Origin of the sequence: Streptomyces sp. NPDC006385, assembly GCF_040612485.1 — a bacterium.
Lineage (GTDB): Bacteria > Actinomycetota > Actinomycetes > Streptomycetales > Streptomycetaceae > Streptomyces.
In genome coordinates, this window is the sequence record NZ_JBEXQG010000045.1 from 47,390 (window position 1) to 74,308 (window position 26,919).

Sequence of the window (26,919 nt, forward strand, 5' to 3'; positions counted from 1 at the left end):
AGTTTTACTGTCATGTGCGCAGCATGTGCGGATTTCTACGTTCCGCCTAGAGTCCCGGGGACTCCGGTCACAGCAAAGCCCGGAGCTTGTCCGCCAGCAGGTCCCAGCGCCACTTCTCCTCGACCCACGCTCGGCCCCGCTCGCCCATCCGGGCGCGCAGTTCAGGGTCCCCGAGGAGCTCGATGACGCGCTCGGCCGTCTCCTCGGGGGAGCCGCCCCGCACCACCCAGCCCGTCTCCCCGTCGAGCACCGCGTCCGGTGCCCCGCCCGAGTCTCCGGCGACGACCGGCAGTCCCGTCGCCGAGGCCTCCAGGTAGACGATGCCGAGGCCCTCGACGTCCAGGCCGCCCCGGCGGGTCCGGCACGGCATCGCGAAGACGTCGCCGGCGCCGTAGTGGGCGGGCAGGTCGGACCAGGGCACCGGGCCGGTGAAGTGGACGGAGCCGGCGACCCCCGTCTCGTGCGCCATCCGCCGCAGGTCCTGCTCGTACGGCCCGCCCCCGACGATCAGCAGCACGGCGTCCGGCTCGGCGGCCAGGATGCGCGGCATCGCCTGGATCAGGGTGTCCTGCCCCTTGCGCCGCACCAGCCGGGACACACAGACGACCACCGGCCGGTCCGTCAGCCCCAGCCGTGCCCGCACCTCGTCGCCGCCCGATCCGGGGTGGAAGGTCTTCTCGTCGACTCCCGGCGGCAGTTGCGCCATCCGCGAGGCCGCCTCGGGCGTCAGTGCGGTCGCGATCCGCGAGCGCGTGTACTCCCCGAGGTAGGTGATCGTGTCCGTCGACTCCCCGATCCGGCGCAGCAACCGCCGGGCCGCGGGGAGCTGTGCCCACCCCGCCTCGTGGCCGTGGGTCGTGGCCACCAGCCGCTCGGCGCCCGCCTTGCGCAGGGCCGGGGCCATCAGTCCGAGCGGTGCCGCCGCCCCGAACCACACCGACGTGCACCCGTGCTCGCGCAGCAGCCCGACCGCCCGCCGGGTCGCCCCGGGCGTCGGCAGCAGCATCGTCGTACGGTCCCGTACGACCGTGAAGGGCTGCTCGGCGTCGAAGGCCGCCGTGGCCTCGATGCCCTCGCGGCCGCGCTTCCAGGTGGAGGCGTAGACGACCAGCCGCTCCGGGTCGAGCCGCAGCGCCATGTTGTGCAGGAATGCCTGGATGCCGCCGGGGCGGGGCGGAAAGTCGTTGGTCACGATCAGGGTCTTGTGCATCGCCGCCGACCTTACCGAAGCCCCTGCGCACAGCCGGGGCTCGGCCAGGTGTGTGGCCCGCTCACAGCCGGACAGGACATCATGTTCTCCTCAGGCGGGAAGCGAACGGCAGGGGATCCGGTGGAGACGACGGGCAGGCGGCGGCCCCTGGCGTGGCTTGTGGGAATCTGGGGCCTGACGAGGGTGGCCCTGCTGCTCCTCGTGTTCAAGGTGTACGTCTTCCCCGGCCCGGACGTCACCAGCGACGTGTCGGTGATCTACCAGGGCTGGTACGAGGTGCTGCGCACCGGAACGTTCCCGTTGGACGACGTCACCTGGCAGTACCCGCCCGCCGCGGCCCTCGCGATCCTCTCCCCCGCGCTGCTGTTCTGGCTGGACTATCCCTCGGCGTTCTTCGTCCTCGCCTTCACCGCCGACCTGGCCGTCCTGCTGCTCCTGCTGTACGCGGGCCGGCGCCCCGGCCGGACGCCGCGTGGGGCCTGGGTCTGGGTGGCGGGCGTGCCACTGCTCGGGCCGACCGTGTACGCCCGCTACGACGTGATGGTCACCGCGGTCGCCGTGGCCGCGCTGCTCGCGGGCGCCCGGCATCCCCGGGTGATGGGCGCGCTGACGGCCCTCGGGGCGATGCTGAAGGTGTGGCCGGTGCTGCTGCTGGTCGCGGCCCGCGGGCGCGGCGCCTGGGCCTCGGCCGCGCTGACCGCCGGGGCCCTGGCGGCACTGTTCGCCCTCGCCATGCCCGGCGCCTTCGCCTTCCTGACCTTCCAGCGCGACCGCGGCACCGAGGTGGAGTCGCTGGGCGCGCTGGTCTTCCATGTGGCCCGGCAGTACGGCTGGGACGGCAAGGTGCTGCTGAACTACGGCTCGGTCGAGTTCCTCGGCCCGTATGTCGACGTCGTCAGCAACGCCGCCCTCGCCCTGAGCGCTCTCGCCTTCGGCTGGCTGCTGCTGTGGCGGCTGCGGGCGCGGCGGTTCCTGTCGCACACGCTCGCGGACGCGGCCTTCGTGGCGGTGCTGATGTTCGTGACGACCAGCCGGGTGATCAGCCCGCAGTACATGGTGTGGCTGGTCGGCCTCGCGGCCGTGTGCCTGTGCTTCCGCGGCAGCCGTATGACCGTGCCCGCCGGCCTGGTCCTCGCGGCGTCCTTCGTGACGGTCCTGGAGTTCCCGCTCTGGTTCGCGCACGTCGTCGCCAGCGACGCCCTCGGCGTCACCCTGCTCGTCCTGCGCAACGGCCTGCTGGTCCTCGCCACCCTCCTCGCGGCCCGCGCGCTCTGGCGCGAGACGGTGACCCGGACCGCCCCGCTGCCCGTGCCGGCTCAGCCCACCCGCGCCAAGGAGACGTCGCTGCCCTCCTGACGCCGGACCCGCCGGAGCGGCCCCAGCACCGCCCCGCACTGGACGGCCATGGCCAGCGCCAGGGCCAGGCACACGCCGGGCATGCCGAGGCCGGACAGCCCGTACGCGAGCGGCAGCTGGACGGCCGTGCCCAGCACGGTCACCCGCAGCAGCACGGGCGCCGCCCCGCTCCCCTCGAAAACCCCGCCGAGCGCGATGACGCAGGCCATCAGGACGAGGTACGGCCCGACACAGCGCAGGAACAGCACCCCGTCGTGGGCCACGGCGGGCCCGGCGCCGAAGGCGGCCATCACCCACGGGGCGGTGACCCCCAGCAGCACGGCCGCCACCAGCCCGGCCGCCCCGGAGACCAGTACCGCCTGCCGCCCGATCGCCCACCTGGCGTCCAGGCCCGCGCCGAGCAGGTGCGCGGTGTGGATGGTGGCGGCCTGGCGTACGGCGTAGAAGGCCATGGTGGCGACGTACAGGACCTTGTACGCGATCGAGTAGGCGGCGACCGCCGTCACCCCGAGCCGTGCCACGATCGCGACCAGCACCAGCGTGCCCGCCTGCCGCACGGTGAAGTCGGCCGACATCGGCAGCCCGGTCCGCAGCGTCCGCAGTGCCGCACCGGCGAGCGGCTGTGCGGGCCGCGCCCGGGCCGCCGCGCGCAGCAGCCGGTTCCGGCGCAGGGCCATCAGTGCGACCCCCAGGGCCACGGTCCGGCACAGCACGGTCGAGGCGGCGGCGCCCTGGACGCCGTAGAGGTGGATGAGGAACGGGTCACAGACCAGGATCAGCCCGCCCGCGAACAGCGCGAGCCGCAGTGGAGTCCTGGTGTCGCCGGCGCCCTTGAGGATGCCGTCGACCAGCTGCTGCGCGAAGAACACCGCCATCCCCGGCAGCGAGATCGCGAAGTAGCCCACCGCGAGCGGCAGAGCCGGCCCCCCGTCGAGCACCAGCCGCGCCAGGGGCTCGCGCAGCAGGAACCCGCCCACCACGACCACCGGCGTGACCAGCGCCCACACCGCCCAGCCCCCACGCACCGCCGCCCGCACCGCCCCCGCGTCCCGCGCGCCCCTGGCATGCGCGACCAGCACGGTCGTACCGGACCCGAAGACGAGCGCCACGCCGAGGAGCACGTTCTCGGTGTTGGTCGCGACCGCCACGGCGGCCACGGCCGGGCCGCCGAGCCGGGACACCCAGACGGTGTTGATGATCCCGGCGGCGACGGAGGCGAGGAGCGAGAAGTAGACGGGGTGGGCGAGCGAGACCAGCTGCCTGCGATGCGTGCTCACGTGCGGGGCTCCCCCTCTTATCGAGTTACCTCGTTTCGAGGTAACTCGATAAGAGGTAGCATGGCTGCACCGCGTCCGCAAGGAGGACCATGCTGGAGCTGTCGATCCTGGGCTTTCTGGCCGAAGCCCCCCTGCACGGCTACGAGTTGAAGGAGCGCATCAGGGCGTTGAGCGGCCATGTCCGCCCCGTCAGCGACGGCGCGCTCTACCCGGCGATCACGCGTCTGCTCAAGGCCGGCAAGCTCGACGAGCACGCGGAGCCGGGGGCGGGCGCCGCCCCGCGCCGGATCCTCTCCCTCACCGGCGAAGGCCGCGAGGACCTGCTGGAACGCCTGCGCCACCCGAAACAGGTGGAGATCACGGACCAGGTGCGCTTCAACACGGTCCTGGCCTTCCTGCGACACCTCCCGGACCCCCGGGAACAGGCCGACGTGCTGCGCCGCAGACTGGAGTTCCTCACCGCGCCCACGAGCTTCTTCTACGCGGACGGCGAGCCCGTACGGGCGGAGCAGGCCGACGACCTGTTCCGGCAGGGCATGCTGCGGGTGGCCCGGGCGACGGGCGAGGCGGAGCGCGCCTGGCTGACGGAGGCCATCGCGAAGCTTGACCGGCCGGACTGAGTCACCGACCGGACCTCGCCCCGACCGCTTGCGCGGTTCAGCCGAACTGCGCCCGCAGATACTCCCGCCACTGGCCGGTGAACTCCTCCAACGACGTCCCCAGCACGTCCCGCATCGCCCCCTCGACCGCCCCGGACCGCCGCTCGTGGGCGCCCACGGCCCGGTAGAAGTCGATGAGCGCGACCTCGCCCCAGCGCTCCGCGATCATCCGGCAGGCCATCCAGCCGCTCTCGTACGCCAGCGCCAGCCTGCCCGCGTCGCCGCTGAAGCCGAAGTCCTCGTCGGACGGGAGGGCCCGCGGCGCCCGCCCCTCGGACACCGCACGGGACAGCTCGGGCGCGGCCTGGGACGGGGAGCGGCCGCTGCCGAGGTAGCCGACCCGGTCGGCATAACCCTCGGAGAGCCACAGCGGGGTGGCGGCGGTGGTGTGGGCGCGGGTGGCGACATGGGTGGTCTCGTGGGTGAGGACGACCTGCTTGCCGGTGTCGCCGAGGACGCCGTACGCGTCGGGGTTGACGACGATCCGGTCCGCGGGCGCCCGTGCCCGGGCGCCGGTCTCGCCGGTGGTGACCGCGGCGATCCCGCGGTAGGAGGAGGCGGGCGAGCCGAGCAGCCCCGCCATGCCGGTCAGCGACCCGGGTACGAGGACGACGACGTGCCGGGCCCAGTCCCCGCCCCACGCCCGGGACACGGCCGGCACCGCGCGGTCCGCCAGCGCCGCGTACGAACGCAGCGCCTTCTCGGACTGCCCGACGCCCAGGACGAGGCTGTGCTCACCGCGGACGACGCTCACCTCGCCCTGGTCCCACAGTTGCTGGGCGGAGCCCTTCGCGGGCCGCTCCGCCTCGACGTACCAGCGGCCCTCCGCGTCCCGGCTCAGGCTCAGCGTGCGGCCGGCGCTGACGGGAGACCGGTCGTAGCCCCGGACGCGGTAGCGGAGTTCGGCCTGGGCGGTCGCGGTGTCACCGGTGCGCCGCAGTCCGGTCAGGCGGTACGACCAGTCGGCGAGGGGCAGCGCGCCCAGGTTGCCGAACCGGTCCCGCGCGCCCGTCCGCAGATACGCCGCCTCGTCGCGGTCGAGTACCGCGGCCGCCCGCCGGTCGAGCAGGCGCTGCACCTCCGCCTCGGCACGGTCGGTGGCGGGCCGCCCGCCGCAGCCCACCAGCGAGACGAGCAGCAGACAGAGCGCGACGACGACGCGCGTTCCCGACCCCCGCCTTCGACCAGCCATTTCCCGATCGTACGGCGGGGAGGGCGCGGCGGTCAGACCCGCGTCGGACCAGCGTCAGACCCGGGTGACCGTCGCCCCCGGCATCATGCCCACCGGGTCGTAGCGCACGGGTGCGCCCGGGTAGGGCGCGTGGATCACCTGGCCGTTGCCCGCGTACATCCCGACATGACTGGCGTCGGAACGGTAGGTGACCACGTCGCCGGGCTGGGCCTCGGAGAGCGGGACCTGCCGGCCGGCGTACCGCTGGCCCTGCGAGGTGCGCGGCATGGAGACGCCGGCCTGGGCGTACGACCACTGGATCAGGCCCGAACAGTCGAAGCCGGAGGGGCCGTTGGCGCCCCAGATGTACGGCTTGCCCAGCGCGGTCTGGGCGGCGGCGACGGCGGCCGCCGCGCGGGCCGAGGGGGCGACGGCGCTGCCGAAGTCGGGCAGGTCGGCGCGGCCGGAGCGGGAGGCGCGGTCGAAGGCGGCGCGGTCGGTCGCCGAGAGGGAGTTCAGAAGCCTGCGGGCCTCGGCGAGTTTGCGCTCGACGGTCCGCTTGTGGGCGGCGACGACCTTGCGACTCTTCTCCAGTTCGGTGAGCTTCTTGGCCGCCTCGGCACGCTCCTGGGCGACGAGGCGCATGGCGTCCTGGAGGTCCTGCAGCTCGCCGGCCTGGTGGGCGCTGATCCGGGCGATGCGGGCGGCCTTGTCCAGGTAGTCGGCCGGGTCCTCGGAGAGCAGCAGGGCGAGGGAGGGATCGATGCCGCCGGACCGGTACTGAGCGCCGGCCAGCGCACCGAGGGTGTCCCGCATGGAGTTGATGCTCTCCTGCTGCCGGGCGATCCGGTCCTGGGCGTCACCGACCTGCTCGCGGAGCTTGTCGGCGCGCTCGTCGGCCTTGTTGTAGGCCTCGGTGGCCTTCTCGGCCTCCTCGTAGAGGCGGTCCACCTTGGCCCGGGTGTCGTCGTGCGGCGCGGCCGTGGCCGGTACGACCCCGAGGGCCGTGGCGGCGGCTGACATGACACAGAGCGCTGCACCGGCGCCCCGGTCGAACCCGGACGATGCAAGGCGGCGATGGGACCCCACGGGAAGCAGCTCTCCTTCCGCTGGCGACAAGGACCTTCCCCGGCGACCGGGGAAACGCGGCAGACAGTAGCTCCGTGCGAGGGCGACGACCAACGACCGCGCCGGGCACGCAAAGTGACGCCCCGCCTCTGACGCAGGTCATAGGCGGGGCGTGGGGTCAGCCGGGGGTCTCGGGATTCGCTCGTTCGGGCGGTGCGCTGTGTTGATCTTGGAGGGTCGGGTCAGACCCGGACGCCCCACATGAACGGGCCGCCGATGGTGTCCATCGACTCGTACCGGACGACCGTGCCGGTGCGCGGAGCGTGGATGATCTGGCCGTTGCCGGCGTAGAGGCCGACGTGGTGCAGGTCGTTGAAGAAGAAGACGAGGTCGCCGACCTGGAGATCGCTCTGCGAGTAGATGCGGGTGCCGATGCCGGACTGCGCCTCCGACGTGCGCGGTATGGAGACGCCGGCCTGGGCGTAGGCCCAGGAGGTCAGGCCCGAGCAGTCGTAGGAGGACGGGCCGGTGGCTCCGTAGACATAGGGCGAACCGAGCTTGCTCTGGGCGGCCTGGAAGGCCGCCATGGCCCGGCCGGAGGCGGCGGAGGCGTTGCCGAGGTCCACGCGGGCGGCCGACGAGCGGCTGGCGCGGGCCTCCTCCTCGGCGAGGGCGGCCTTCTCCGCGGCCGTCAGGGAGTTGAGCAGCTTCTGCGCCTCGGCGAGCTTGCCCTGGACTTCCTTCTTCTTCTTGCCCAGCTCGGTGCGGGTGGAGGAGAGGTCCTTGAGCTTGTCGGCGGCCTCGGCGCGCTGCTGGGCGAGTTCGCGCTGCTTCTGCTGGATCTTCTTCAGCGAGTCGACCTGCTGGGCGCTCAGCTGGTCCATGGTGGACGCCTTGTCCAGGTAGTCGTCCGGGTCGGACGACAGGAACAGCTGGACGGAGGAGTCGATGCTGCCCGTGCGGTACTGGGCGGCGGCCGCGAGGCCCATGGAGTCGCGCAGCCCGTTGAGCTCCTCCTGGCCGCGGGCCACGTCGTCCTGGATGGTGGAGATCTCCTTCTGGAGCTTCTCCTGCTTCTCCTTGGCCCCGTTGTACTTCTCGGTGGCCGCCTCGGCCTGTTCGTAGAGCTTGTCGACCTTGGCCTTGACCTCGTCCTTGCTCGGCTTCTCGCCGGGCGCGGCGTTGGCGGCCTGCGAACTGATGGCCACGGCAGCGGCGGCGGCTGTGGTCAGCACGGTCACGCGTGCTCGGCTCGGATGCTTGGGTCGACGATGGGACGCCACGGAGGTGAAACCCTTCTTCTGAGTGATCACCTGCTCGGAGGTTCGGCGCCGACCCTAGTGACCTTCCTGTGATCAGATCAAATCCTCAGAAGAAAATTCTCGTCACACCATGCATTCTTTGCACACAACTCACGTGGAGTGATATCGGCTTGACACTACGTTGCGTGACGGTTGCCCCAATTCGGGCATTGCGCCTGTAGGTTGGCGTTTTCAGGACAGCCGCTTGAGAAGCACCGCAGACGCCACCGGCCGCGCCCCGGCCCGTGCCACCCCGTCGGCCACCTCGCGGTCGGTCGAGGCGACGATGACCGGCCGGCCCGGCGGCTCGGCGCGCACCAGCTGGCGGATCAACTCGTCCGCGGTCACACCCGGCTTGGAGAACAGCACCCGCACCCCGCGCGGCGGCGCGAGCAGCACCGGCGCGGCCAGCTCGGCCCCGTCGAAGACACAGGTCACCTCGGCGCCGGTCTGCGCCGCGAGCTGGGAGAGCTGGCCGAGCAGCCGCAGTCGCTGCTTCTCCAGCGGCATCTGGGGGTAGCCGGTCTTGGTGACGTTGTAGCCGTCGACCACCAGATGGGCCTGCGGCAGGGCGAGCAACTGGTCGAGGATCGCGGGGTCGTTCTCGGACAACGCCCGTGCGGCGATGTCCTTCGGGGTCATGCGGCCCGGTTCGACCGCGTCCACGGTCTCGGCGGGCCGCACGGACACCGGCGGCAACGCCAGCTCCCGGCGCAGCCCTTGGGTGGCGTCCAGGAGGGTGTCGAGCAGCAGCCGTACACGCATGTCCTCGACGCTGCGCCCCTCGCGGGCGGCTCTACGCGTGGCCTCCAGGGCCGCCTCGGCCTCCCCGAGCCGCGCCTTGAGCCGCCGGGTCTCGCTCTCGGCCGCGGAGACCTGGGCGTGGCCCTCGGCCCGCACGGCCTCGATCTCGCCCTGGATCTTACGCAGGGCGGCCTCGCCGCGCTTGACGTCACTGAGGGCGGAGCGCAGCTTCCGGTGCAGCGACTCGGCTTCCTTCTTGGCCGCGTCCAGCTCGGTGCGCAGCCGCTCGGTCTCGTGCCGGGTGTGCTCGCGGGCGTGGGCGAGCTCCTCGCGCAGCCGCTCCAGCTCGGCACGGTTCTCCTCGTCGGCGCGTTCGGCGTCGGCCCGCTGGGCCTCCTCGCCGGCCGCGGTGACGAGCTTGACCCAGCCGGTGGGCCGTAGAACATAGGCCGCGGCCGCCACGTCGAGCGGGTCCGCGGCCGGAGGTGCCGAGCCGGAGTCGAGGGCGCCGGAGAGCTCCGGCTGGGCCTCTCTGAACTTCTCCCCGATGCGCTGCCGGAACAGTGGATCGGTCTCCAGCGCCGCCGCCATGGCGTTGCCGGCGAACTTGGCCCGGCGGTTCGGGGCGAACCTGGCGTACTGTCGCAACTGTGCGGGCAGTTCACCGACGGTCAGCCCGCCGAACCCGTCGGACACGATCTGCACGACCTTGCGCCGTACGCCGTCGGGCAGCGGACGGTCGAGCACCTCGGCGGCGCCGTCGCCCGGCCCCCCGCCTTGTGTCTCCACCATCCGTCACACCCCAATTTCTGTGCGGGCCCTCCCCCGCTCTCAGCTTCGCCCGAGCGGGGGGACCCCCATCGTCAGGAGCCGGCGCCCGGCCTGTCCACGAGTTCCACCTTGTCCACGGCGTTGCACCAGCGGCAGCGCACCGACTCGATCGTCTCACTGAGCACCTCGCGCTCCTCGATCTTGGGCTCGCCGGCCAGATCGAGGTGGACGTACTCGACGACCCGGGACGAGCGCGTCACGTCGAAGCGCGTGAGGTTGCCGCAGAGGGTGCAGCGCCACCGCGTCGTGGCGGTCGGCAGGGGAACCGTCATCGTGACCGTGCTCTTTCCTTCTAGGTCTTCCATTGTCCGTGACACCCCTGACTCCCGGGTGCGTGTGGCTCGTAACCCTACGGCCTGGCGGGTACTCGCCGCCCGTCCGTCCTGGGCGGCGAGGCGGTCTGTGTGCGTGCGTCCCGTTACGTCATGCTCTGTATTCATGATCGGCAACTGGCGCGTGGCGCATTTCGGAGCTCGGTTCGGCAGGGCCGGCCGGTCGGTCCTGCGGTCACCGGCGCCGGTGACGTACGGGCTCATCGCCCTGTGCTGCCTGATCTTCCTTCTCGGGCCGGCGGCGGGGCTCAATCCGGCGTACGGCTCCGGCGACGGGCTGCTCGCCGCCCAGCGGGCCTACTTCCACCGCTGGGGCGTGGTGCCCGCTGACCTCTTCGAGGGCGCGCCCCGGGCCGCCCTCACCCCCGCCACCGCCCTGTTCGTCCACGGAAGCTGGGTGCACCTGCTCGGCAACATGCTCTTCCTCTACGTCTTCGGGGTGATGGCGGAGGAACGGATGGGCCGCCTCCAGTTCACCCTCTTCTACCTCGGCTGCGGCTACCTGGCCCTGCTGGGCTACGCGGCCGCCAACGACGACTCCACCCAGTCCCTGGTCGGCGCGTCCGGGGCGATCTCCGCGGTCCTCGGCGCGTTCCTGTTCCTCTTCCCCGGGGCACGCGTGACAAGCCTGCTGCCCTTCCTCCTCTTCCTGCCGCTGCGCTTCCCGGCCTGGGTCGTGCTGCCCTTCTGGGCGGCCCTGCAGTGGGTGGCGGCGGGGCGGGCTCACCAGGGGCCGGGGGTGGCGTATCTGGCGCACCTGGTGGGGTTCGGGGTCGGCTTCGGCTACGCGTGGGCCCGATTCGGCCGTAGGACTAGAGTGAGTGCCGCCCCTGCTCCGGCCCCCGAGGGAGAGAACCAGCCGTGATCACCGCGATCGTCCTCATCAAGACCAGCGTGGACCGGATCCCCGAGATCGCCGAGCGGATCGCCGCGCTGGAGAGCGTCAGCGAGGTCTTCTCGGTCACCGGGACGTACGACCTGATCGCCATGGTGCGGGTGAAGCGGCACGAGGATCTCGCCGAGGTGATCCCGGGCCGGATCAGCAAGATCCCCGGCGTGGAGGGGACGGACACGCACGTGGCGTTCCGCACGTACTCGCAGCACGACCTGGAGGCCGCGTTCGCCATCGGCCTGGACAGCTGAGAGCCCTCCTCGTCGCGCAGTCCCGGATGAAGAGTTCTTCATCCGGCCCTCATCCTTCTCGCCGGGTTCGGGGCACAGGATCGGGCACATGGCTTTCACTCGTCGTATGGCGGCCCTGTCCGCCGTCGTGCTGATCCCGCTGGGCATCGCCGCCACCAGCTTCGCGCTCACCGACCGTCCTTCGGCGCCGAAGGTTCCGTCCGAGGTGGTGCTGGACAGCGACAGCCCCACGCCCGCGACCACCCCCACCCTCAAGCCCAAGCCCAAGCCGACGCCCTCACCCGAGCCGGCGCCGACCGACGAGGTCGTGCCACGGCCTCCGGTGACCGACAGTCCCACGAATGATGACGATGACGACGACAACGGCCAGGGTGCGGACAACGACGGACCCGACGACGACGGACCCGACGACACCCCCTGACCCGGGCCGCAGACGGGTCACCGCCCGGGTCCGCATCCTGCTGTGGTTGCTGCTGGTCATGACGGTCGCGCTCATCGAGGTGACCACGACCACCCGCTCCTTCCTGATGCGGGACGTCGACAACCGGATCAACCGCCTCCTCACCCAGGAGGCCGGCGAGTTCGCCGGCTTCGAAGAAGGCGGGGACCCGGCGACGGGCGCTCCGTTCTCCAGTGCCAGGCAGTTGCTGAAGGACTTCCTGGAGCGGCAGAACCCCGACGCCGACGAGGAACTGGTCGGTCTGGTGCGCGGGACGAACGGCGGTCTCAGTCAGCTGCGGCAGCCGAGCGACATCTCCGTCGCACTGCCCCTGCACGAGGACGACGACGCCAAACGCCGTATCTTCGACTCGCCCGACTCCACCGGTACCCTGCACCGGCCTGAGGGCGAGATCCGGTGGGCCAAGGTCACCGTGGCCCGCGCGGGTGCGGAGCCGGACGCCGCGTTCGTCGTGGCCTTCCATCCGCAGCCCGAGCGGGAGCGGGTGGAGAAGGTGTTCCGCACCCTGCTCATCATCTCCGGCGTCGCCCTGCTGCTCACCACGGGCATCGCCTGGGTGGTCGCCGGACGCATCCTCAAGCCCGTGCGCGTGGTGCGGGTCGCGGCGGCGCAGATCACCGAGCAGGACCTCACCCGCCGGATCCCGGTGCACGGCAAGGACGACATAGCCGCGCTCGCCGAGACGTTCAACGGCATGCTCGACCGGCTGGAGGGGGCCTTCGCCGCGCAGCGCGAGTTCGTCGACGACGCCGGTCACGAGCTGCGCACCCCGATCACCATCGTGCGCGGCCATCTGGAGGTCATGGGCGACGACCCGGCCGAACGCGACGAAACGGTCCGGCTGGTCACCGACGAACTGGACCGGATGAGCCGCATCGTCGAGGACCTGCTGCTGCTCGCCAAGACCGAACGACCCGACTTCGTCGTACCCGAACCGGCCCAGGTCGCCGAACTCACCGCCGACGTCTTCGTCAAGGCCCGCACCCTGGGCGAACGCGACTGGCGGCTGGCCGAGGTCGCCGACGTGGAGTCCGAGCTGGACTTCCAGCGGATCACCCAGGCCATGGTGCAGCTCGCGCAGAACGCCGTGCAGCACACCATGCCGGGCCAGACCATCCGCATCGGCTCCCGGGTCGTCGGACCGCACATCGAGCTGTACGTCGCCGACTCGGGCCCCGGTGTCCAGCCGGCGGACGCCGAGATCATCTTCGAACGCTTCCGGCGGGGCACCGCCCGCCGGGGAGCACGCGGCTCGGGCGCCGGACTCGGCCTGGCGATCGTCAAGGCCATCGCCGAAGGGCACCACGGCCAGGTACGCCTGTCCGACACCCCCGGCGGCGGCGCCACCTTCACCCTCGTTCTGCATGCTTCACCCGCACCGGAAAGGCAAGACACGTGAACCGCATCCTCATCGTGGAGGACGAGGAGCGCATCGCCTCCTTCGTGGAGAAGGGGCTGCGCTCGAACGGATTCACCACGACCGCCGTCACCGACGGCGACATTGGCTACGAGTACGCCCTGACCGGCGGCTTCGACCTCGTGATCCTGGACATCAACCTGCCCGGACGCGACGGCTTCACGATCCTGCGCGAGCTGCGCGAGGCACGGGTGACGACCCCCGTGATCGTGCTGACCGCGCGGGACTCCGTACGAGACGCGGTGGCCGGCCTGGAGGGCGGCGCCGACGACTGGATGACCAAGCCGTTCCGCTTCGAGGAACTGCTCGCCCGGGTGCGCCTCAGGCTGCGTACGGCCGCCAGGGCGCCGGAGGTCACCGTGCTGAAGGCCGGCTCGCTGAGCCTGGACCTGCGCACGCGCCGGGCCAGGGCGGACGAGCGCACCGTCGACCTGACGGCCCGTGAGTTCGTGCTGCTGGAGCTGTTCCTGCGGCATCCGGGGCAGGTGCTGTCCCGCGAGCAGATCCTCTCCCACGTATGGGGCTACGACTTCGACCCCGGCTCCAACATCGTGGACGTCTACGTCCGCACGCTGCGCAAGAAGCTCGGCCCCGAGCGGGTGGAGACGGTGCGCGGGATGGGGTACCGGCTTCCCACCGGGTGAAGTTCCTTTCATGTTCGGCTCATCGACGGCTCACCGCCCGGGTGAACCCTCGATGACGTGACATTGAACCTACGAGCTATCACTGCCCTGTGTGTGGCGCTCTCGCTGTGCACGCTGCTGGCCATTCCCGGGAACTTCACGGGGCTCGGCGGAGACGCCCGCTTCACCCTCGCGGTGTTCGTCCTCGCGACCTGTGCGTGGATCGGGACGTCGATCGACGACACATACATAGCCCTGGGCGCCGCGCTGGCCCTCACGGTGACCGGCGTGATCAGCAACGACACCCTGTTCGGCACCCTCGGTGACTCCACGGTGTGGCTGCTGATCTGCGCCTTCGTCCTGGCGGCGGCGGTGACCCGGACCGGACTCGCCGGGCGGGCAGCGGTGTTCCTGGTCAGCGGCGCCCGCACCGTACGGCAACTCGTGCACCTGACGACGGCGGCGCTGGTCGTCACGGCGTTCGCGGTGCCGGCCACCTCCGGCCGGGCCGCGCTCGCGCTGCCGGTGTTCCTGGCCCTCGCCAAGGTCCTCGCCGACCGCAAGCGCCTGGTCGTGATGCTGGCACTGCTGTTCCCGACCGTGATCCTGCTGTCGGCGGTGGCGACCCTGATCGGCGCCGGCGCGCATCTGATCACCGTGTCGGTGCTGTTCGAGGCGACCGGGGAGCACATCGGCTTCACCGAGTGGCTGCTGCTGGGCCTTCCGCTGGCCGTGACGTCGTCCCATCTGGCCGCCGAGCTGGTGCTGTGGACGACGACCCGCCGCGAGGACCGGCGCGGACCGGTCCACATCACCCCCGAGCAGATCCAGGAGCACAGCGAGCAGCCGGTCACCGGCCCCTGGGCCCAGGCGGAGAAGCGTTGCGCGCTGCTGCTCGCCACGGTCGTGCTGCTGTGGTGCAGCGAGCCGCTGCACCATCTGTCGCCCGCGATCGTGGCGCTGATCGGCGCGGTCGTCGCCTCCTCGCCCGCCCTCGGCACCGTACGCCTGAAGGACGCGCTGAAGACCGTCCCCTGGTCCCTGCTGCTGTTCATGGCGGCGACGATGGCGATGGGCGTCGCGCTCGCCGACTCGGGAGCGGCGAAGTGGCTGGTCTCCGGGCTGCCGACGAACGAGCCCCCGGTGGTGTTCCTGGTGATCGTGATCGTCATCAGCACGGCGGCCCACCTGGTCCTGCAGTCCCGCTCCGCCCGCTCGTCCGTCCTGGTGCCGCTGGTGGTGGCCGCCTCCGTCGGCGTCGGGGTCAACCCGGTCGCCGCCGCGCTCGCCTCGACCGCGGCCGCCGGCTTCTGCCACACCCTGCCCGCCTCCGCCAAGCCGGTCACCCTCTTCGCCCAGGTCCCCGGCACCCCGACCTACACCCCGCGCGACCTGTTGCGGCTGTCCGCCTTCCTGGCCCCGCTCACCGCCGCGCTCGTCCTGCTCTTCGCCGTCGCGGTCTGGCCGCTGCTCGGCGTCTCCGTCACCCGTTAAGGAGCTCTCATGCTGAACCGTGTCGTCGTAGCCCCCAGCGGTTTCAAGGAGTCCCTCTCCGCAGAGGCCGCCGCCGACGCCATCGCGGCCGGCGTACGCCGTGTCCTGCCCGACGCCCAGATCGACCTCATCCCCCTGGTGGACGGCGGCGAGGGCACCGCCGTCGCCCTGGCCGCCGCGACCGGGGGCCAGCTCGTCACCGTGCCCGCCACCGGCCCGGTCGGGGAGACCGTCGGCGCCCACTTCGCCCTGCTGGGCTCCGGGGACACGGCGGTGGTCGAGATGGCGGCGGTCGCGGGCCTCTCCCTGGTCCCGCGCGACCAGCGCGACCCCGGCGCCACCACCACCTACGGCGTCGGCGAACTGATCCTCGCCGCGCTCGACCAGGGCGTACGGCGGATCCTGGTCGGCTGCGGCGACTCGGGCACCTCGGACGGCGGCGCGGGCGCGCTCCAGGCGCTCGGCGCGCGGCTGCTGGACGAGGACGGCTTCGAACTCGGCCTCGGCGGCCGGGAGTTGTCCCGGCTCCACCGCATCGACTCGTCCTGCCTCGACACCCGCCTGAAGGACGTGGAGCTGCTCGTCGCCTGCAACCCGTACAACGTGCTGTGCGGCGAGCGGGGCGTGGCCCGGGTCTTCGGCCCGCAGAAGGGCGCGACTCCCGAGCAGGTCGAGGAGCTGTCGGACGCCCTGGAGAACTGGGCCTTCGTCCTCACCCGTGACGTCGCCGTCCCGGACACCGACCTCCGCCAGGGCGCCGGTACCGGAGCCTCCGGCGGCCTGGGAGCCGGCCTCGCCGCCCTGGGCGCCCAGCTCCTGCCCCGCTTCGACGTGCTGCTGGACCACCTCGACCTGGACACCCGCCTGGCCCGCGCCGACCTGGTGATCACGGCCGAGGGCGCTTTGGACCACCAGACGCCGCGCGGCAAGGTCCCGGCCGAGGTGGCCCGGCGCGCCAAGCTCTACGACCGGCCGGTCCTGGCCCTGGCGGGCACGCTCGGCGAGGGCGCGCAGGACGTGCCCGGCGTGGACGCCTGCCATGGCATCCTGCCCGCGCCGATGGCCCTGTCCGAGGCACTGCACCGGGCGAGCGACCTGCTCACGGACGCCACCGAGCGCGCCCTGCGGATGATCGTCCTCGGCACCCGGCTACCGCTCACGCTGCCGGGCGGGGCACCGGAGACGGACGCTCAGACCGAGGTGCCGGAGACGCACGCCCGGGCCGAGGCGCCGCAGACGCCCGCTCACGCCGACGTGTCGGGCACGCACCGGCCGTCCTCCGTGCGGTAGTTCCACTTCGCCCCGTCCGCCACGAGCTCCCGCACGGCCCGCACGAACCGCTCCACGTGCTCGTCCGGCGTGCCCGCGCCGAAGCTCACGCGGATGGCGTTGAGGGACTTCTCGCCCGGGGCCGCCTCGGGAGCGCCGCACTCGCCCTGCGTCTGCGGGTCGCTGCCCAGCAGGGTGCGGACGAGGGGGTGTGCGCAGAACAGGCCGTCGCGGACACCGATGCCGTACTCGGCGGAGAGCGCGGCGGCGAAGTGCGAGCTGTTCCAGCCCGCGACGACGAAGGAGATCACGCCGACGCGCGGGGCGTCGTCGCCGAACAGGGACAGGACCCGGACCTCCGGGACCTCGGCGAGGCCCGCGCGGACCTTCTCGATGAGGTACCGCTCACGGGCGACCAGGTCGTCGAAGCCGGCCTCGGTGAGGGCCTTGCAGGCGGAGGCGATGGAGTAGGCGCCGATGACGTTCGGGGAGCCGGCCTCGTGGCGGGCGGCACTCTCGTGCCACTGCACCTCGACTCCCCCGTCCTCGCGCCGGGCGACCTTGCGGCTGGCGCCGCCGCCCGCGAGGTACGGCTCCGCCTCACGCAGCCAGTCGGCGCGGCCGGCCAGGACGCCGGAGCCGAACGGGGCGTACAGCTTGTGGCCGGAGAAGGCGACCCAGTCGACGTCCAGGTCACGCACGCTCACCGGGTGGTGCGGGGCGAGCTGCGCGGCGTCGAGCACGATCCGGGCGCCGTGCGCGTGGGCGGCGGCCGCGAGCTCCCGTACGGGCCACAGCTCGCCGGTGACGTTCGAGGCGCCGGTGACGCAGACCAGGGCCGGGCCGTGGCCCCCTTCAGCCGACACAGTGCGGTCGGCGAGGGCGCGCTCCAGGGTGTCGACGGCCTGGCGCGGGGTGCGGGGCGCGTCGAGGTAGGTGACGCGGGCGTCGCGCCAAGGCAGCAGGGAGGCGTGGTGCTCGGTCTCGAAGACGAAGACCTGGCAGCCGTCCGGGAGGGCGGCGGCGAGGAGGTTGAGCGAGTCGGTGGTGGACCGGGTGAACACGACCTGGTCGGTGTCGCGGCAGTCGAGGAACTCGGCGACCGTCCTGCGGGCGTTCTCGAACAGGTCGGTGGAGAGCTGCGAGAGGTAGCCGGCGCCGCGGTGGACGCTGCCGTAGTACGGCGCGTAGGCCGCCACGTCGTCCCAGACGCGCTGGAGGGCGGGGGCGCTGGCGGCGTAGTCGAGCGCGGCGTAGGTGACCTCGCCGCCGGTGACGAGCGGGACGGTGACATCCCGGCCGAGGACAGGCAGCGGGGCGCAGACGGTCTGGTCGGCGGCAACAGTGGAGACGGACATGGCTGGACTCCCGTGAAGGCAGGTGAGATGCGCCGCGGAACCGAGAGGGCTCGACGCGGTGAAGGGAAAAAGAGGAAAAGGGGATGCGGAGGCGGGGCTCTGCGGCCCTATCGCATTCGCTTGCTCACGGAAGGCTCCTCGATGACCAGGACCCCTGGCTGATCGAGGGGTCCGCGCTTGCCGCAGACCTCGCTGCCTACGGCCTGGTCTTCACCCGGGGCACCCCGCCACGGACGGAGGGTTGCCGGACAGTCGGCCGGGGCCTCATGACTGTCACTCATGACCTGGACATGAACGTACGTGAAGTGATCGATGTCCCGCAACCCGTGTCCGGATCGCGGGACATCCCCACGTGGAGCGCTACTTGTTGCTCGCGGCGACCCAGCGCTCCAGCGTCAGCTTCGCCGCGCCCGAGTCGATCGACTCCGCCGCCCTGGCCATCCCGGCACGGATCCGCTCCGTCAGCGGACCGTCCCCCGGCTCCCACGCCACCAGCGCCGCCGCCGAGTTGAGCAATACGGCGTCCCGCACCGGCCCCGGCTCACCGTCCAGCAGGCGCCGGGCGACCTCCGCGTTGTACGACGCGTCCGCGCCCCGCAGCGCCTCCACGGGCACCAGCTCGATACCGACGTCACGCGGGTCGAAGGCCTCCTCGGTCACCTTGCCGTCGCGGACCACCCACACCCGCGAGGTGGCCGTCGTGGTCAGCTCGTCGAGGCCGTCGTCGCCGCGGAACACCAGCGCGGACGAGCCGCGTTCGGCCAGTACACCGGCGATGAGCCCCGCCATCCGGGTGTCGAAGCAGCCGACGGCCGAGGCGGTGACCCGGGCGGGGTTGGTCAGCGGGCCGAGCAGGTTGAACGAGGTCGGGATCCCCAGGTCCCGCCGGACACCGCCCACGAACCGCATGGAGGGGTGGAACTTGGCCGCGAAGCAGAAGGTGATGCCGGCCTCCTCCACCACCTGCGCCACCCGCTGCGGCGACAGGTCCAGGTTGATGCCGAGCTTCTCCAGCACGTCGGAGGAGCCGCTCGCCGAGGACGACGCCCGGTTGCCGTGCTTGACGACCTTCGCGCCGGCGCCCGCGATCACGATGGCGGACATGGTCGAGATGTTGACCGTCTTGGCCCGGTCGCCGCCCGTGCCGACGATGTCGACGGCCGGTCCGGGGATGTCCAGCGGCTGCGCGTGGGCGTACATCGCCTCGACGAGACCGTTGATCTCCTCGACCGTCTCGCCCTTGGCCCGCAGGGCCACCATGAATCCGGCGATCTGGGCGTCCGATGCCTCGCCGCTCATGAAGCGGTCCATCGCCCATGCCGTGTCGCCGGCGCTCAGGTCCTGTCCGCCGAGCAGGGCGCTCAGCACCTCGGGCCAGGAACGGCCCGCCGCGGTGTCGCCTCCAGCGGGGGTCACAGCGCTCATCAGCCGCTCCTGGGTCAGTTGTGGTGTCCCGGACCACGGGACACGAGTCTCGACGAGGTCCACCCTATCCAGCCACGGGGCACGGAGAAGGGCCCCGTCCGAAGACCGGACGGGGCCCTTCTGCCGTGGCGTGCGCAGCGATCAGTGGTGGCCGTGGCCGCTCGTGATCTCCTTGTACTCCTCGACCGTCGGCTTGGGGATCTGACCGTCCTCGCCGAAGTACGACTTGCTGAGCTTGGCGCGCAGCTTCTGCGAGCCCTTCACCTTGCGCTCGACGCCGTTCTCGTCGACCGTCGGGCCGATCTCGAGCGGCTTGTACTGCTCGTGCGCGGTGAGGGTGTACAGCGCGTCCTGGCTGAGCGGCTCGTGCACCTCGATGAACTCACCGTGCGGCAGGCGCTTGATGATGCCCGACTCGCGGCCGTGCAGCACCTTGTCCTTGTCCCGGCGCTGGAGGCCGAGGCAGATCCGCCTGGTGATGATGAACGCGAGCACCGGTCCGGCGAAGAACCCGATCCGGACGAACCAGGTGACCGCGTTGATCGACAGGTGGAAGTGGGTGGCGACGATGTCGTTGCCACCGCCGATCAGCATGATCATGTATCCGGTGATCCAGGCGACACCGACGGCCGTACGGGTCGGGGCGTTGCGCGGCCGGTCGAGCAGGTGGTGCTCGCGCTTGTCACCGGTGACCCAGGACTCGATGAACGGGTACAGGGCGATCACGGCGAGGAAGACACCGAAGAGGACCAGCGGGACGAAGACGCCCAGGACCAGCGTGTGACCCCAGAAGTTGATCTCCCAGCCCGGCATGGCACGGACGAGACCCTCGGCGAAGCCCATGTACCAGTCGGGCTGGGCGCCCGTCGACACCATGTCCGGGCGGTACGGGCCCAGGGCCCAGATCGGGTTGACGGACGCGATGCCGGCGATGAGGGCGATGACACCGAAGACCAGGAAGAAGAAGCCTCCGGCCTTGGCCATGTAGACCGGCAGCAACGGCATGCCGACGACGTTCTTGTTGGTCTTGCCGGGGCCCGCGTACTGCGTGTGCTTGTGGTAGAAGACCAGGATCAGGTGGGCCACCACGAGACCGAGCATGATGCCCGGCAGCAGCAGGATGTGGATCGAGTAGAACCGGGCCACGAAGTCGGTGCCCGGGAACTCGCCGCCGAACAGGAACATCGAGATGTACGTGCCGACGATCGGCACGGACAGGATCGCACCCTGGGTGAAGCGGACACCGGTGCCGGAGAGCAGGTCGTCCGGGAGCGAGTAGCCGGTGAAACCGGTGAACATGCCGAGGACGAACAGCAGGAAGCCGAACAGCCAGTTGACCTCACGCGGCTTGCGGAACGCGCCGGTGAAGAACACGCGCATCATGTGGACGAACATGCCGGCCAGGAAGATGATCGCGGCCCAGTGGTGGATCTGCCGGATGAGCAGACCACCGCGCACGTCGAAGGAGATGTGCAGGGTCGAGCTGAACGCCTCACTCATCAGCTGTCCCTGGAGCGGGACGTAACTGCCGTGGTACTCCACCTCGTTCATCGACGGGTGGAAGAACAGCGTCAGGTACACACCCGTGAGGATGATGATGATGAAGCTGTAGAGGCAGACCTCACCCAACATGAACGACCAGTGGTCGGGGAAGATCTTGCGCATGTTGGCCTTGGCCAGGGAGTAGATCCCGAGCCGGCCGTCGGCCCAGTCGGCGACACGCTCGCCGGCCGGCGCCTTCCCGCGAGAGCGGGACTCGGTCGTCTCTGTAGTGCTCATCCGCGCTCCCAGAATGCAGGACCGACGGGCTCTTCGAAGTCGCCGAGCGCCTCGAGGTAGCCCTCGTCGTTCACGCCGATGCGCAGCTGCGGCAGAGCGTGACCGGCCGGGCCGAAGATCACTCGGGCACCGTCGGACAGGTCGAAGGTGGACTGGTGGCAGGGGCAGAGCACGTGGTGCGTCTGCTGTTCGTACAGGGAGATCGGGCAGCCGACGTGGGTGCAGATCTTCGAGTACGCGACGATGCCCTCGTGGGACCACTCGAGCTCGCGCTTGTCCTTGATGTCGCCGGGCTGGAGCCGGACGATCATCAGGGCGGCCTTGGCGATCTCGTTGTGGAAGTCGTGGTCGTGCTCCTCCAGGCCCTCGGGCTTGGCGAAGGTGAGGGAGCCGACCGCGACGTCCGAGGGACGCAGCGGCTCGTTGGTGTTCATGTTGACGAGCAGCTTGCCCTTGGACCACAGGGTGTGGCGCAGCTTGGTGCCGGGCAGCGGGCCCAGGTCACGCAGCAGCACGACGCCGGAGAGGGGGACCAGGGCCAGCGCGCCGAACATCGTGTTGCGGATCAGCTTGCGACGACCCAGCGCGGACTCCTTGGCGCCCTGCCGGAAGTCGGCCATGACCTTGGCCTTGACCTCGGGCGCCGCCTCGATCGGGTGCCGGTCGTCCGCGACCTCCACGTCGGACATCAGGGTGCGGGCCCAGTGGACCGCGCCCGCGCCGATGCAGAACAGCGCGAGGCCCAGCGTCACGCCGAGGGCGAAGTTCAGCGCGCTGATGTGGCCCAGCGGGAAGATGAAGACCGACTTGTCGACCGGGATCGCCACGAACGAGGCGATGAAGCCGATGGTGGCCAGCATCGACACCGTGAACAGCAGGGCGACCGCGCGCTCGGACCGCTTGGCGGCCCGCTCGTCGATGTCCTGGATCCGGTGCTCGTGGGGCGGCAGACCGGGGTCGGCGAAGGGGTCCTTCTCGTCCGCGAGCGCGACGTGGGCGTCCTGCTCAGCGGGCAGGTTCTCTTCTGGAATGTCTTGGCTACTCATGACTTCTTGGCCTTTGCGGTCCGAGCGGCAACCCACACAGCGACGGCGATCAGGCCGCCGAGGCCGAAGATCCAGCCGAACAGACCCTCGCTGACCGGCCCGAGGCCGCCCAGCTCCAAGCCGCCGGGGTTCTCCGTCTCATCGCTGTTGACCGCGTGCAGGTACGCGATGATGTCCTTCTTGTTCTGCTCCGACAGCGTGGTGTCGGGGAACGACGGCATGTTCTGCGGGCCGGTCTGCATGGCCTCGTAGATGTGCTTCGGGTCGACGCCCTCGAGCGTCGGCGCGTACTTGCCGTGCGTCAGCGCGCCGCCCTTGGCGGTGAAGTTGTGGCACTGGGCGCAGTTGTTGCGGAACAGCTCACCGCCCTCGGCGATGTCCGCGCCCTCGGGGCCGTACTGCTCCTCGGTCGGGACGGTCGGGCCGGCGCCCAGCGAGGCGATGTACGCCGCGAGCTGGTCGATCTGCGCCTGCGAGTAGATGTTCTTCTTCCGCGGGACCTGGGCGCCCTGGGAGGTGGCGGCCGGCATACGGCCCGTCGCGACCTGGAAGTCGACGGCAGCGGCGCCGACGCCCACCAGGCTCGGACCGTCGGAGGTGCCCTGACCGCCGGTTCCGTGGCAGCTGGCGCAGCCGACGGCGTAGAGCTTCTTGCCCTCCTCGATGGTGAGGGACTGGGCGGTTTCCTCGGCCTGCGCCTTGTCCGCGGGCGCGAACACGGCGTACAGCCCCCCCGTGCACGCCAGCGCGAGGAGTAGGACGACGATCGCCGCCAGCGGATGGCGTCGTCGTGCGGAGAGCTTTTTCACGGATTACCCCGGTGTCAGGATCTTCTGCGTCGATGCTTCTGGTTGGTGCGTTACGTGGAACGCGCGCGGGATCGGGCCCGGCTACTTGATCATGTAGATCGTGGCGAAGAGGCCGATCCAGACGACATCGACGAAGTGCCAGTAGTAGGACACGACGATCGCGGCGGTCGCCTGCTCGTGCGTGAACCTCTTCGCCGCGTAGGTGCGGCCGAGGACCAGCAGGAAGGCGATGAGCCCGCCCGTCACATGCAGGCCGTGGAAGCCGGTGGTCAGGTAGAAGACCGAGCCGTACGGGTCGGACGAGAGCGAGAGGCCCTCGTGCTTGACCAGCTCGGTGTACTCGTACACCTGACCGCCGATGAAGATCGCACCCATGATGAAGGTGACGATGAACCAGCCCCGGAGCTTCTTCACATCACCGCGCTCGGCGGCGAAGACGCCGAGCTGGCAGGTGAGGGAGGAGAGCACCAGGATCGTGGTGTTCGTCGCCGAGAACGGGAAGTTCAGGGCGTCCGCCTTCTCGTGCCAGAAGTCCGGACCCGTCACCGATCGCAGGGTGAAGTACATCGCGAAGAGGGCCGCGAAGAACATCAGCTCGGAACTCAACCAGATGATGGTTCCGACGCTGGTGAGGTTCGGTCGATTGACCGACGGGTGCGCGTGACCCTTGTCTACTGTCGTTGCTGTCGCCACGACCGACATTATGTCGGTCGCTTATCCCGCCCTCACTCCGGGGGGTGCCGTTCGGAGTGTCTTCCCCTTCCGTACCGGTGTTGACGTGGTGTTCAAGGGAGTAGCATCCGCCGCATCGGATCTTTCCGTACGACGCTGACGTCTCGGAGGAAGCATGCAGCCGACCGCCACGGTGCTGGTCTACAGCGACGACTCCCACACCCGCGAGCAGGTGCGGCTCGCCACGGGGCGCAGGCCCGCTCCGGACGTGCCGGTGGTGGAGTTCGTGGAGTGTGCGACTCCCGCCGCCGTCATCAAGGAGCTGGACAAGGGCGGGATCGATGTCTGTGTCCTGGATGGTGAGGCGGTGCCCATGGGGGGCATGGGGGTCTGCCGGCAGATCAAGGACGAGGTGTTCGACTGCCCGCCGGTGCTGCTGCTGATCGGGCGGCCGCAGGACGCGTGGCTGGCCACGTGGAGTCGGGCCGAGGCGGCTGTGACGTTGCCTGTGGAGCCGGTGGAGTTCGCGGCGGCGCTGGCTTCCCTGTTGCGGACGCGGAGGCTGCAGAGCGCCTAGGAGAAGTGCGGGGGTGCGGCCCCTGAGGGCGTTCACACGCTCTGTGGCCGCAGCCTTGCCCTCTCCGCCGGGCTAGGGCCGTCGGGGGTGCCGCCCACCAGGGCGCTGCCGTTGCGCCAGTTCTTCCAGTCGAGGTTCCAGTCGCCGAAGCCGTTACCGAACGGTTCCATGGTGGTGCCGTACGAGTTGACGACCTTGACGATGTCGCCCTCGCGGACGTTGTCGAAGAACCACTCGGCGTTGGCGGTGCTCATGCCGGTGCAGCCGTGGCTGACGTTGGCGTAGCCCTGGGAGCCGACCGACCAGGGGGCGGCGTGGACGTACTCGCCGCTCCAGGTGACGCGGGTGGCGTAGTAGACCGGCAGGTCGTACGACTCGGCGGAGCCCTCCGCTATGCCGATGCTGGTACCGCGCATGCGTACGAAGTACTCCTTGCCCAGGACGACCTTGACGCCGTTGCGGGTCTCGAAACCGGGCTTGCCGGTCGTGACGGGGATCGACCTGACCGCCTCGCCGTTGCGGTAGAGCGTCAGCTGGTGGGACGCCGCGTCGGTGACGGCTATGACCTGGTCGCCCGTGGTGAAGGTCAGGGGCTTGACCTTGCCGCCCCAGAGACGGTCGCTGATCTTGATGCCCTCGAGGTTGCTGCGGGCCCGGATCGTGGCGTTGGTGGGCCAGTACTCCTTGGGGCGGTAGTGGAGTTCCTTGTCGTCCACCCAGTGCCAGGTGCCCTCCACGGCGGGCGTGGAGTCGACCTTCAGGGCCCGTTCGACGGTCGCCCGCTGCTTCTTGTCCTTGACGGGCCTGTTCAGCTCGGCCGTGACGGGCTGGCCCACGCCGTACTTGCCCGCCTTCGGGCCGAACGTCACCGTCAGGTGCTTCTTGGTGGTCGGCTTGCTGGTGTCGAAGGTGAGGACCTTGCGGCCGGGGGCGCCGTCCTCGTCCTCCGTGCTCACGCGCACCGTGTAGCGGGCGTTGGCGGCGAGCGGGGAGGTGCTGTGCCACCGGGTGCCGTCGGCGGAGAGTTCGCCCGCGACGTAGCGTCCTGCGGCGTCCCTGGCGGTGACGTCCGTGATACGGCCGTCGGAGTCCTCCGTGGTGACCTCCAGGGGCTTGTCGGGGTCGGCCTTCCCGCCGTCGCCCGAAGGGCCGTTGAAGGCGATCTGGTCCGCCGCGTCGTACGGGGCGGCGGACAGCGGGTTGCCGTCGCTGCCACAGCTGGTGACGCCCACCCCGAGGGCGATGACCAGGAGGGTGCAGCCTATGACGGCGCTCGTGCGCGGTGGCGTGTGGCTCATGGCTTCACGCTAGGAAGCCAGGTCAGCCGTGGCGCGTCGGGTGACACGTACGGGTGAACGTGGTTGCGGCAGACGCAGGAGCCCGGACGCTCCTTGCGGAGAGTCCGGGCTCCTGACGGGTTCAGCTCGTGTTACTGGGTGCGGTTCTCACCGCGGTAGTACTCGAAGACCCAGCCCCAGATGCCGATCAGGATCAGCGGCGCCGAGAAGTACATCAGCCACCAGCCGATCGCGACCGACAGGAAGGCGAGAGCGCCACCGATTCCGAGGGAGAGCGGCTGCCAGCTGTGCGGGCTGAAGAACCCGACCTCGCCGGCGTCGTCCGCGACGTCCGCCTCCTTGTTGTCCTGCGCCCCCGTGTCGACCCGCTTGGCCGTGAAGCCGAGGTAGAAGCCGATCATGATGGCCAGCCCGAAGGCCAGGAAGAGGGCCGTGGTACCGGCCGGCTCCTTCGACCACACGCCATAGACGATCGCCATGGCGAGGATGAAGACGCTCAGCCAGATGAACATCCTGCCTTGGACCTTCACTTGCCGGCCTCCTTGCCACCAGCCAGAGCCTTCTCACCGTGAGGGGCGTTCTCGAGCTGGTCGAGCGCGGCGATCTCAGGGTGGTGCAGGTCGAACGCCGGGGATTCGGAACGGATCCGCGGCAGAGTGAGGAAGTTGTGCCGCGGCGGCGGGCAGGACGTCGCCCACTCCAGCGAGCGGCCGTAGCCCCACGGGTCGTCGACGCCGACCGGCTTGCCGTACTTGGCGGTCTTCCACACGTTGTAGAAGAACGGCAGGATCGACGCGCCGAGCACGAACGAGCTGATCGTCGAGATGGTGTTCAGGGCGGTGAAGCCGTCGGCCGCCAGGTAGTCGGCGTACCGGCGCGGCATGCCCTCGGCGCCCAGCCAGTGCTGGACCAGGAAGGTGCCGTGGAAACCGATGAACAGCGTCCAGAACGTGATCTTGCCGAGCCGCTCGTCGAGCAGCTTGCCGGTCATCTTCGGCCACCAGAAGTGGAAGCCGGAGAACATCGCGAAGACGACGGTTCCGAAGACGACGTAGTGGAAGTGCGCCACCACGAAGTACGAGTCGGAGACGTGGAAGTCCAGCGGCGGCGAGGCCAGGATGACACCGGTCAGACCACCGAAGGTGAAGGTGATGAGGAAGCCGGTCGCCCACAGCATCGGCGTCTCGAAGGACAGTGAGCCCTTCCACATGGTGCCGATCCAGTTGAAGAACTTCACGCCGGTGGGGACGGCGATGAGGAACGTCATGAAGGCGAAGAACGGCAGCAGCACACCGCCGGTGACGTACATGTGGTGCGCCCACACCGTCACGGACAGACCCGCGATCGCGATGGTCGCCGCGATCAGACCCATGTAGCCGAACATCGGCTTGCGGGAGAAGACCGGGATGACCTCACTGATGATGCCGAAGAACGGCAGCGCGATGATGTACACCTCCGGATGGCCGAAGAACCAGAAGAGGTGCTGCCACAGCAGCGCTCCGCCGTTGGCCGAGTCGAAGATGTGCGCGCCGAACTTGCGGTCCGCCTCCAGCGCGAACAGCGCCGCCGCGAGGACCGGGAAGGCCAGCAGGACCAGCAC

General features: G+C 70.6%; 26 protein-coding genes and 1 riboswitch. Of the genes, 10 read left to right on the forward strand and 16 right to left on the reverse strand.

What is annotated here, in order from left to right:
- Positions 1–67: 67 nt before the first annotated feature.
- On the reverse strand, positions 68–1,210 hold the full coding sequence (locus tag ABZ078_RS28870; protein WP_356579963.1) for a glycosyltransferase family 4 protein: 1,143 nt from the start codon (positions 1,208–1,210) through the stop codon (positions 68–70).
- 120 nt (positions 1,211–1,330) lie between these two features.
- Here ABZ078_RS28870 and ABZ078_RS28875 point away from each other — a divergent pair, with 120 nt between their 5' ends.
- Complete coding sequence (locus tag ABZ078_RS28875) at positions 1,331–2,566, forward strand: glycosyltransferase family 87 protein (protein WP_356579965.1); 1,236 nt, start codon at positions 1,331–1,333, stop codon at positions 2,564–2,566.
- Here ABZ078_RS28875 and ABZ078_RS28880 read toward each other — a convergent pair.
- Positions 2,527–3,843, reverse strand: coding sequence for an MATE family efflux transporter (locus ABZ078_RS28880; RefSeq protein WP_356579967.1), 1,317 nt, complete (start codon positions 3,841–3,843; stop codon positions 2,527–2,529). The genes ABZ078_RS28875 and ABZ078_RS28880 overlap by 40 nt on opposite strands.
- A gap of 89 nt (positions 3,844–3,932) precedes the next feature.
- Here ABZ078_RS28880 and ABZ078_RS28885 point away from each other — a divergent pair, with 89 nt between their 5' ends.
- Positions 3,933–4,463: a PadR family transcriptional regulator gene (locus ABZ078_RS28885; protein WP_356579969.1), complete on the forward strand. Its 531-nt coding sequence runs from the start codon at positions 3,933–3,935 to the stop codon at positions 4,461–4,463.
- 37 nt (positions 4,464–4,500) lie between these two features.
- On the opposite strand, the gene ABZ078_RS28890 is transcribed toward ABZ078_RS28885, so the two are convergent.
- The 5 genes from ABZ078_RS28890 to ABZ078_RS28910 form a co-directional block, all read right to left on the reverse strand.
- Positions 4,501–5,694: a hypothetical protein gene (locus ABZ078_RS28890; RefSeq protein ID WP_356579970.1), complete on the reverse strand. Its 1,194-nt coding sequence runs from the start codon at positions 5,692–5,694 to the stop codon at positions 4,501–4,503.
- Between the two features lie 54 nt (positions 5,695–5,748).
- A complete protein-coding gene (locus ABZ078_RS28895) occupies positions 5,749–6,762 on the reverse strand; it encodes an NlpC/P60 family protein (RefSeq protein ID WP_356579972.1) in 1,014 nt (337 codons plus the stop codon).
- A 221-nt stretch (positions 6,763–6,983) separates the two neighbouring features.
- A complete protein-coding gene (locus ABZ078_RS28900; RefSeq protein ID WP_356580009.1) occupies positions 6,984–8,024 on the reverse strand; it encodes an NlpC/P60 family protein in 1,041 nt (346 codons plus the stop codon).
- 210 nt (positions 8,025–8,234) lie between these two features.
- The gene (locus ABZ078_RS28905) at positions 8,235–9,578 is read right to left on the reverse strand and encodes an NYN domain-containing protein (RefSeq protein WP_356579974.1); all 1,344 of its coding nucleotides are present in this window, start codon (positions 9,576–9,578) and stop codon (positions 8,235–8,237) included.
- Between the two features lie 71 nt (positions 9,579–9,649).
- Positions 9,650–9,889 carry a hypothetical protein gene (locus tag ABZ078_RS28910; protein WP_356579976.1) on the reverse strand — a complete coding sequence of 80 codons (240 nt, stop codon included), beginning with the start codon at positions 9,887–9,889 and terminating at the stop codon, positions 9,650–9,652.
- A 166-nt stretch (positions 9,890–10,055) separates the two neighbouring features.
- On the opposite strand from ABZ078_RS28910, the gene ABZ078_RS28915 reads away from it, so the two are divergent.
- The 7 genes from ABZ078_RS28915 (at position 10,056) to ABZ078_RS28945 (ending at position 16,376) form a co-directional block, all read left to right on the forward strand.
- Positions 10,056–10,814, forward strand: coding sequence for a rhomboid family intramembrane serine protease (locus tag ABZ078_RS28915; RefSeq protein ID WP_356579978.1), 759 nt, complete (start codon positions 10,056–10,058; stop codon positions 10,812–10,814).
- Positions 10,811–11,092: an Lrp/AsnC ligand binding domain-containing protein gene (locus ABZ078_RS28920; RefSeq protein WP_356579980.1), complete on the forward strand. Its 282-nt coding sequence runs from the start codon at positions 10,811–10,813 to the stop codon at positions 11,090–11,092. Before ABZ078_RS28915 ends, ABZ078_RS28920 begins: the two co-directional genes overlap by 4 nt.
- An 88-nt stretch (positions 11,093–11,180) precedes the next feature.
- Positions 11,181–11,513: a small secreted hydrophilic protein gene (locus ABZ078_RS28925; RefSeq protein ID WP_356579982.1), complete on the forward strand. Its 333-nt coding sequence runs from the start codon at positions 11,181–11,183 to the stop codon at positions 11,511–11,513.
- Positions 11,514–11,571: 58 nt separating this feature from the next.
- Positions 11,572–12,951, forward strand: a complete 1,380-nt coding sequence (locus ABZ078_RS28930) for an ATP-binding protein (protein ID WP_356580011.1) — start codon at positions 11,572–11,574, stop codon at positions 12,949–12,951.
- Positions 12,948–13,613, forward strand: a complete 666-nt coding sequence (locus ABZ078_RS28935) for a response regulator transcription factor (protein WP_356579984.1) — start codon at positions 12,948–12,950, stop codon at positions 13,611–13,613. Before ABZ078_RS28930 ends, ABZ078_RS28935 begins: the two co-directional genes overlap by 4 nt.
- A gap of 63 nt (positions 13,614–13,676) precedes the next feature.
- Positions 13,677–15,086, forward strand: coding sequence for an SLC13 family permease (locus tag ABZ078_RS28940; protein WP_356580013.1), 1,410 nt, complete (start codon positions 13,677–13,679; stop codon positions 15,084–15,086).
- Positions 15,087–15,095: 9 nt separating this feature from the next.
- Entirely contained in the window at positions 15,096–16,376 is a 1,281-nt protein-coding gene (locus tag ABZ078_RS28945) for a glycerate kinase (RefSeq protein ID WP_356579985.1), read from the forward strand.
- Here the strand turns inward: ABZ078_RS28945 and ABZ078_RS28950 are convergent.
- The 6 genes from ABZ078_RS28950 to ABZ078_RS28975 form a co-directional block, all read right to left on the reverse strand.
- On the reverse strand, positions 16,331–17,713 hold the full coding sequence (locus tag ABZ078_RS28950; RefSeq protein ID WP_356579987.1) for an aminotransferase class V-fold PLP-dependent enzyme: 1,383 nt from the start codon (positions 17,711–17,713) through the stop codon (positions 16,331–16,333). The two genes, ABZ078_RS28945 and ABZ078_RS28950, sit on opposite strands and share 46 nt — an antisense overlap.
- A 168-nt stretch (positions 17,714–17,881) precedes the next feature.
- A riboswitch (SAM riboswitch) is annotated at positions 17,882–17,998 on the reverse strand.
- Positions 17,999–18,073: 75 nt separating this feature from the next.
- Positions 18,074–19,138 (reverse strand): anthranilate phosphoribosyltransferase, encoded by a 1,065-nt coding sequence (gene trpD, locus ABZ078_RS28955; protein WP_356579989.1) that lies wholly within the window; start codon positions 19,136–19,138, stop codon positions 18,074–18,076.
- Between the two features lie 141 nt (positions 19,139–19,279).
- Complete coding sequence (locus tag ABZ078_RS28960; RefSeq protein WP_356579991.1) at positions 19,280–20,917, reverse strand: cytochrome bc complex cytochrome b subunit; 1,638 nt, start codon at positions 20,915–20,917, stop codon at positions 19,280–19,282.
- A complete protein-coding gene (locus ABZ078_RS28965; protein WP_356579993.1) occupies positions 20,914–21,963 on the reverse strand; it encodes a Rieske 2Fe-2S domain-containing protein in 1,050 nt (349 codons plus the stop codon). The genes ABZ078_RS28960 and ABZ078_RS28965 overlap by 4 nt, the downstream gene beginning before the upstream one ends.
- Positions 21,960–22,772, reverse strand: a complete 813-nt coding sequence (locus tag ABZ078_RS28970; protein WP_356579995.1) for a c-type cytochrome — start codon at positions 22,770–22,772, stop codon at positions 21,960–21,962. Before ABZ078_RS28970 ends, ABZ078_RS28965 begins: the two co-directional genes overlap by 4 nt.
- A gap of 81 nt (positions 22,773–22,853) precedes the next feature.
- The gene (locus ABZ078_RS28975) at positions 22,854–23,474 is read right to left on the reverse strand and encodes a cytochrome c oxidase subunit 3 (protein WP_019756799.1); all 621 of its coding nucleotides are present in this window, start codon (positions 23,472–23,474) and stop codon (positions 22,854–22,856) included.
- 145 nt (positions 23,475–23,619) lie between these two features.
- On the opposite strand from ABZ078_RS28975, the gene ABZ078_RS28980 reads away from it, so the two are divergent.
- Positions 23,620–24,021 (forward strand): hypothetical protein, encoded by a 402-nt coding sequence (locus ABZ078_RS28980; protein ID WP_356579997.1) that lies wholly within the window; start codon positions 23,620–23,622, stop codon positions 24,019–24,021.
- A gap of 32 nt (positions 24,022–24,053) precedes the next feature.
- On the opposite strand, the gene ABZ078_RS28985 is transcribed toward ABZ078_RS28980, so the two are convergent.
- From ABZ078_RS28985 to ABZ078_RS28995, 3 genes are all read right to left on the reverse strand, one after another.
- Positions 24,054–25,319 (reverse strand): Ig-like domain-containing protein, encoded by a 1,266-nt coding sequence (locus ABZ078_RS28985; protein WP_356579999.1) that lies wholly within the window; start codon positions 25,317–25,319, stop codon positions 24,054–24,056.
- Between the two features lie 131 nt (positions 25,320–25,450).
- Positions 25,451–25,849: a cytochrome c oxidase subunit 4 gene (locus ABZ078_RS28990; protein ID WP_356580001.1), complete on the reverse strand. Its 399-nt coding sequence runs from the start codon at positions 25,847–25,849 to the stop codon at positions 25,451–25,453.
- The coding region (locus tag ABZ078_RS28995; protein ID WP_356580003.1) for a cbb3-type cytochrome c oxidase subunit I at positions 25,846–26,919 on the reverse strand (1,074 nt) is incomplete at its 5' end. The genes ABZ078_RS28995 and ABZ078_RS28990, both read right to left, overlap by 4 nt.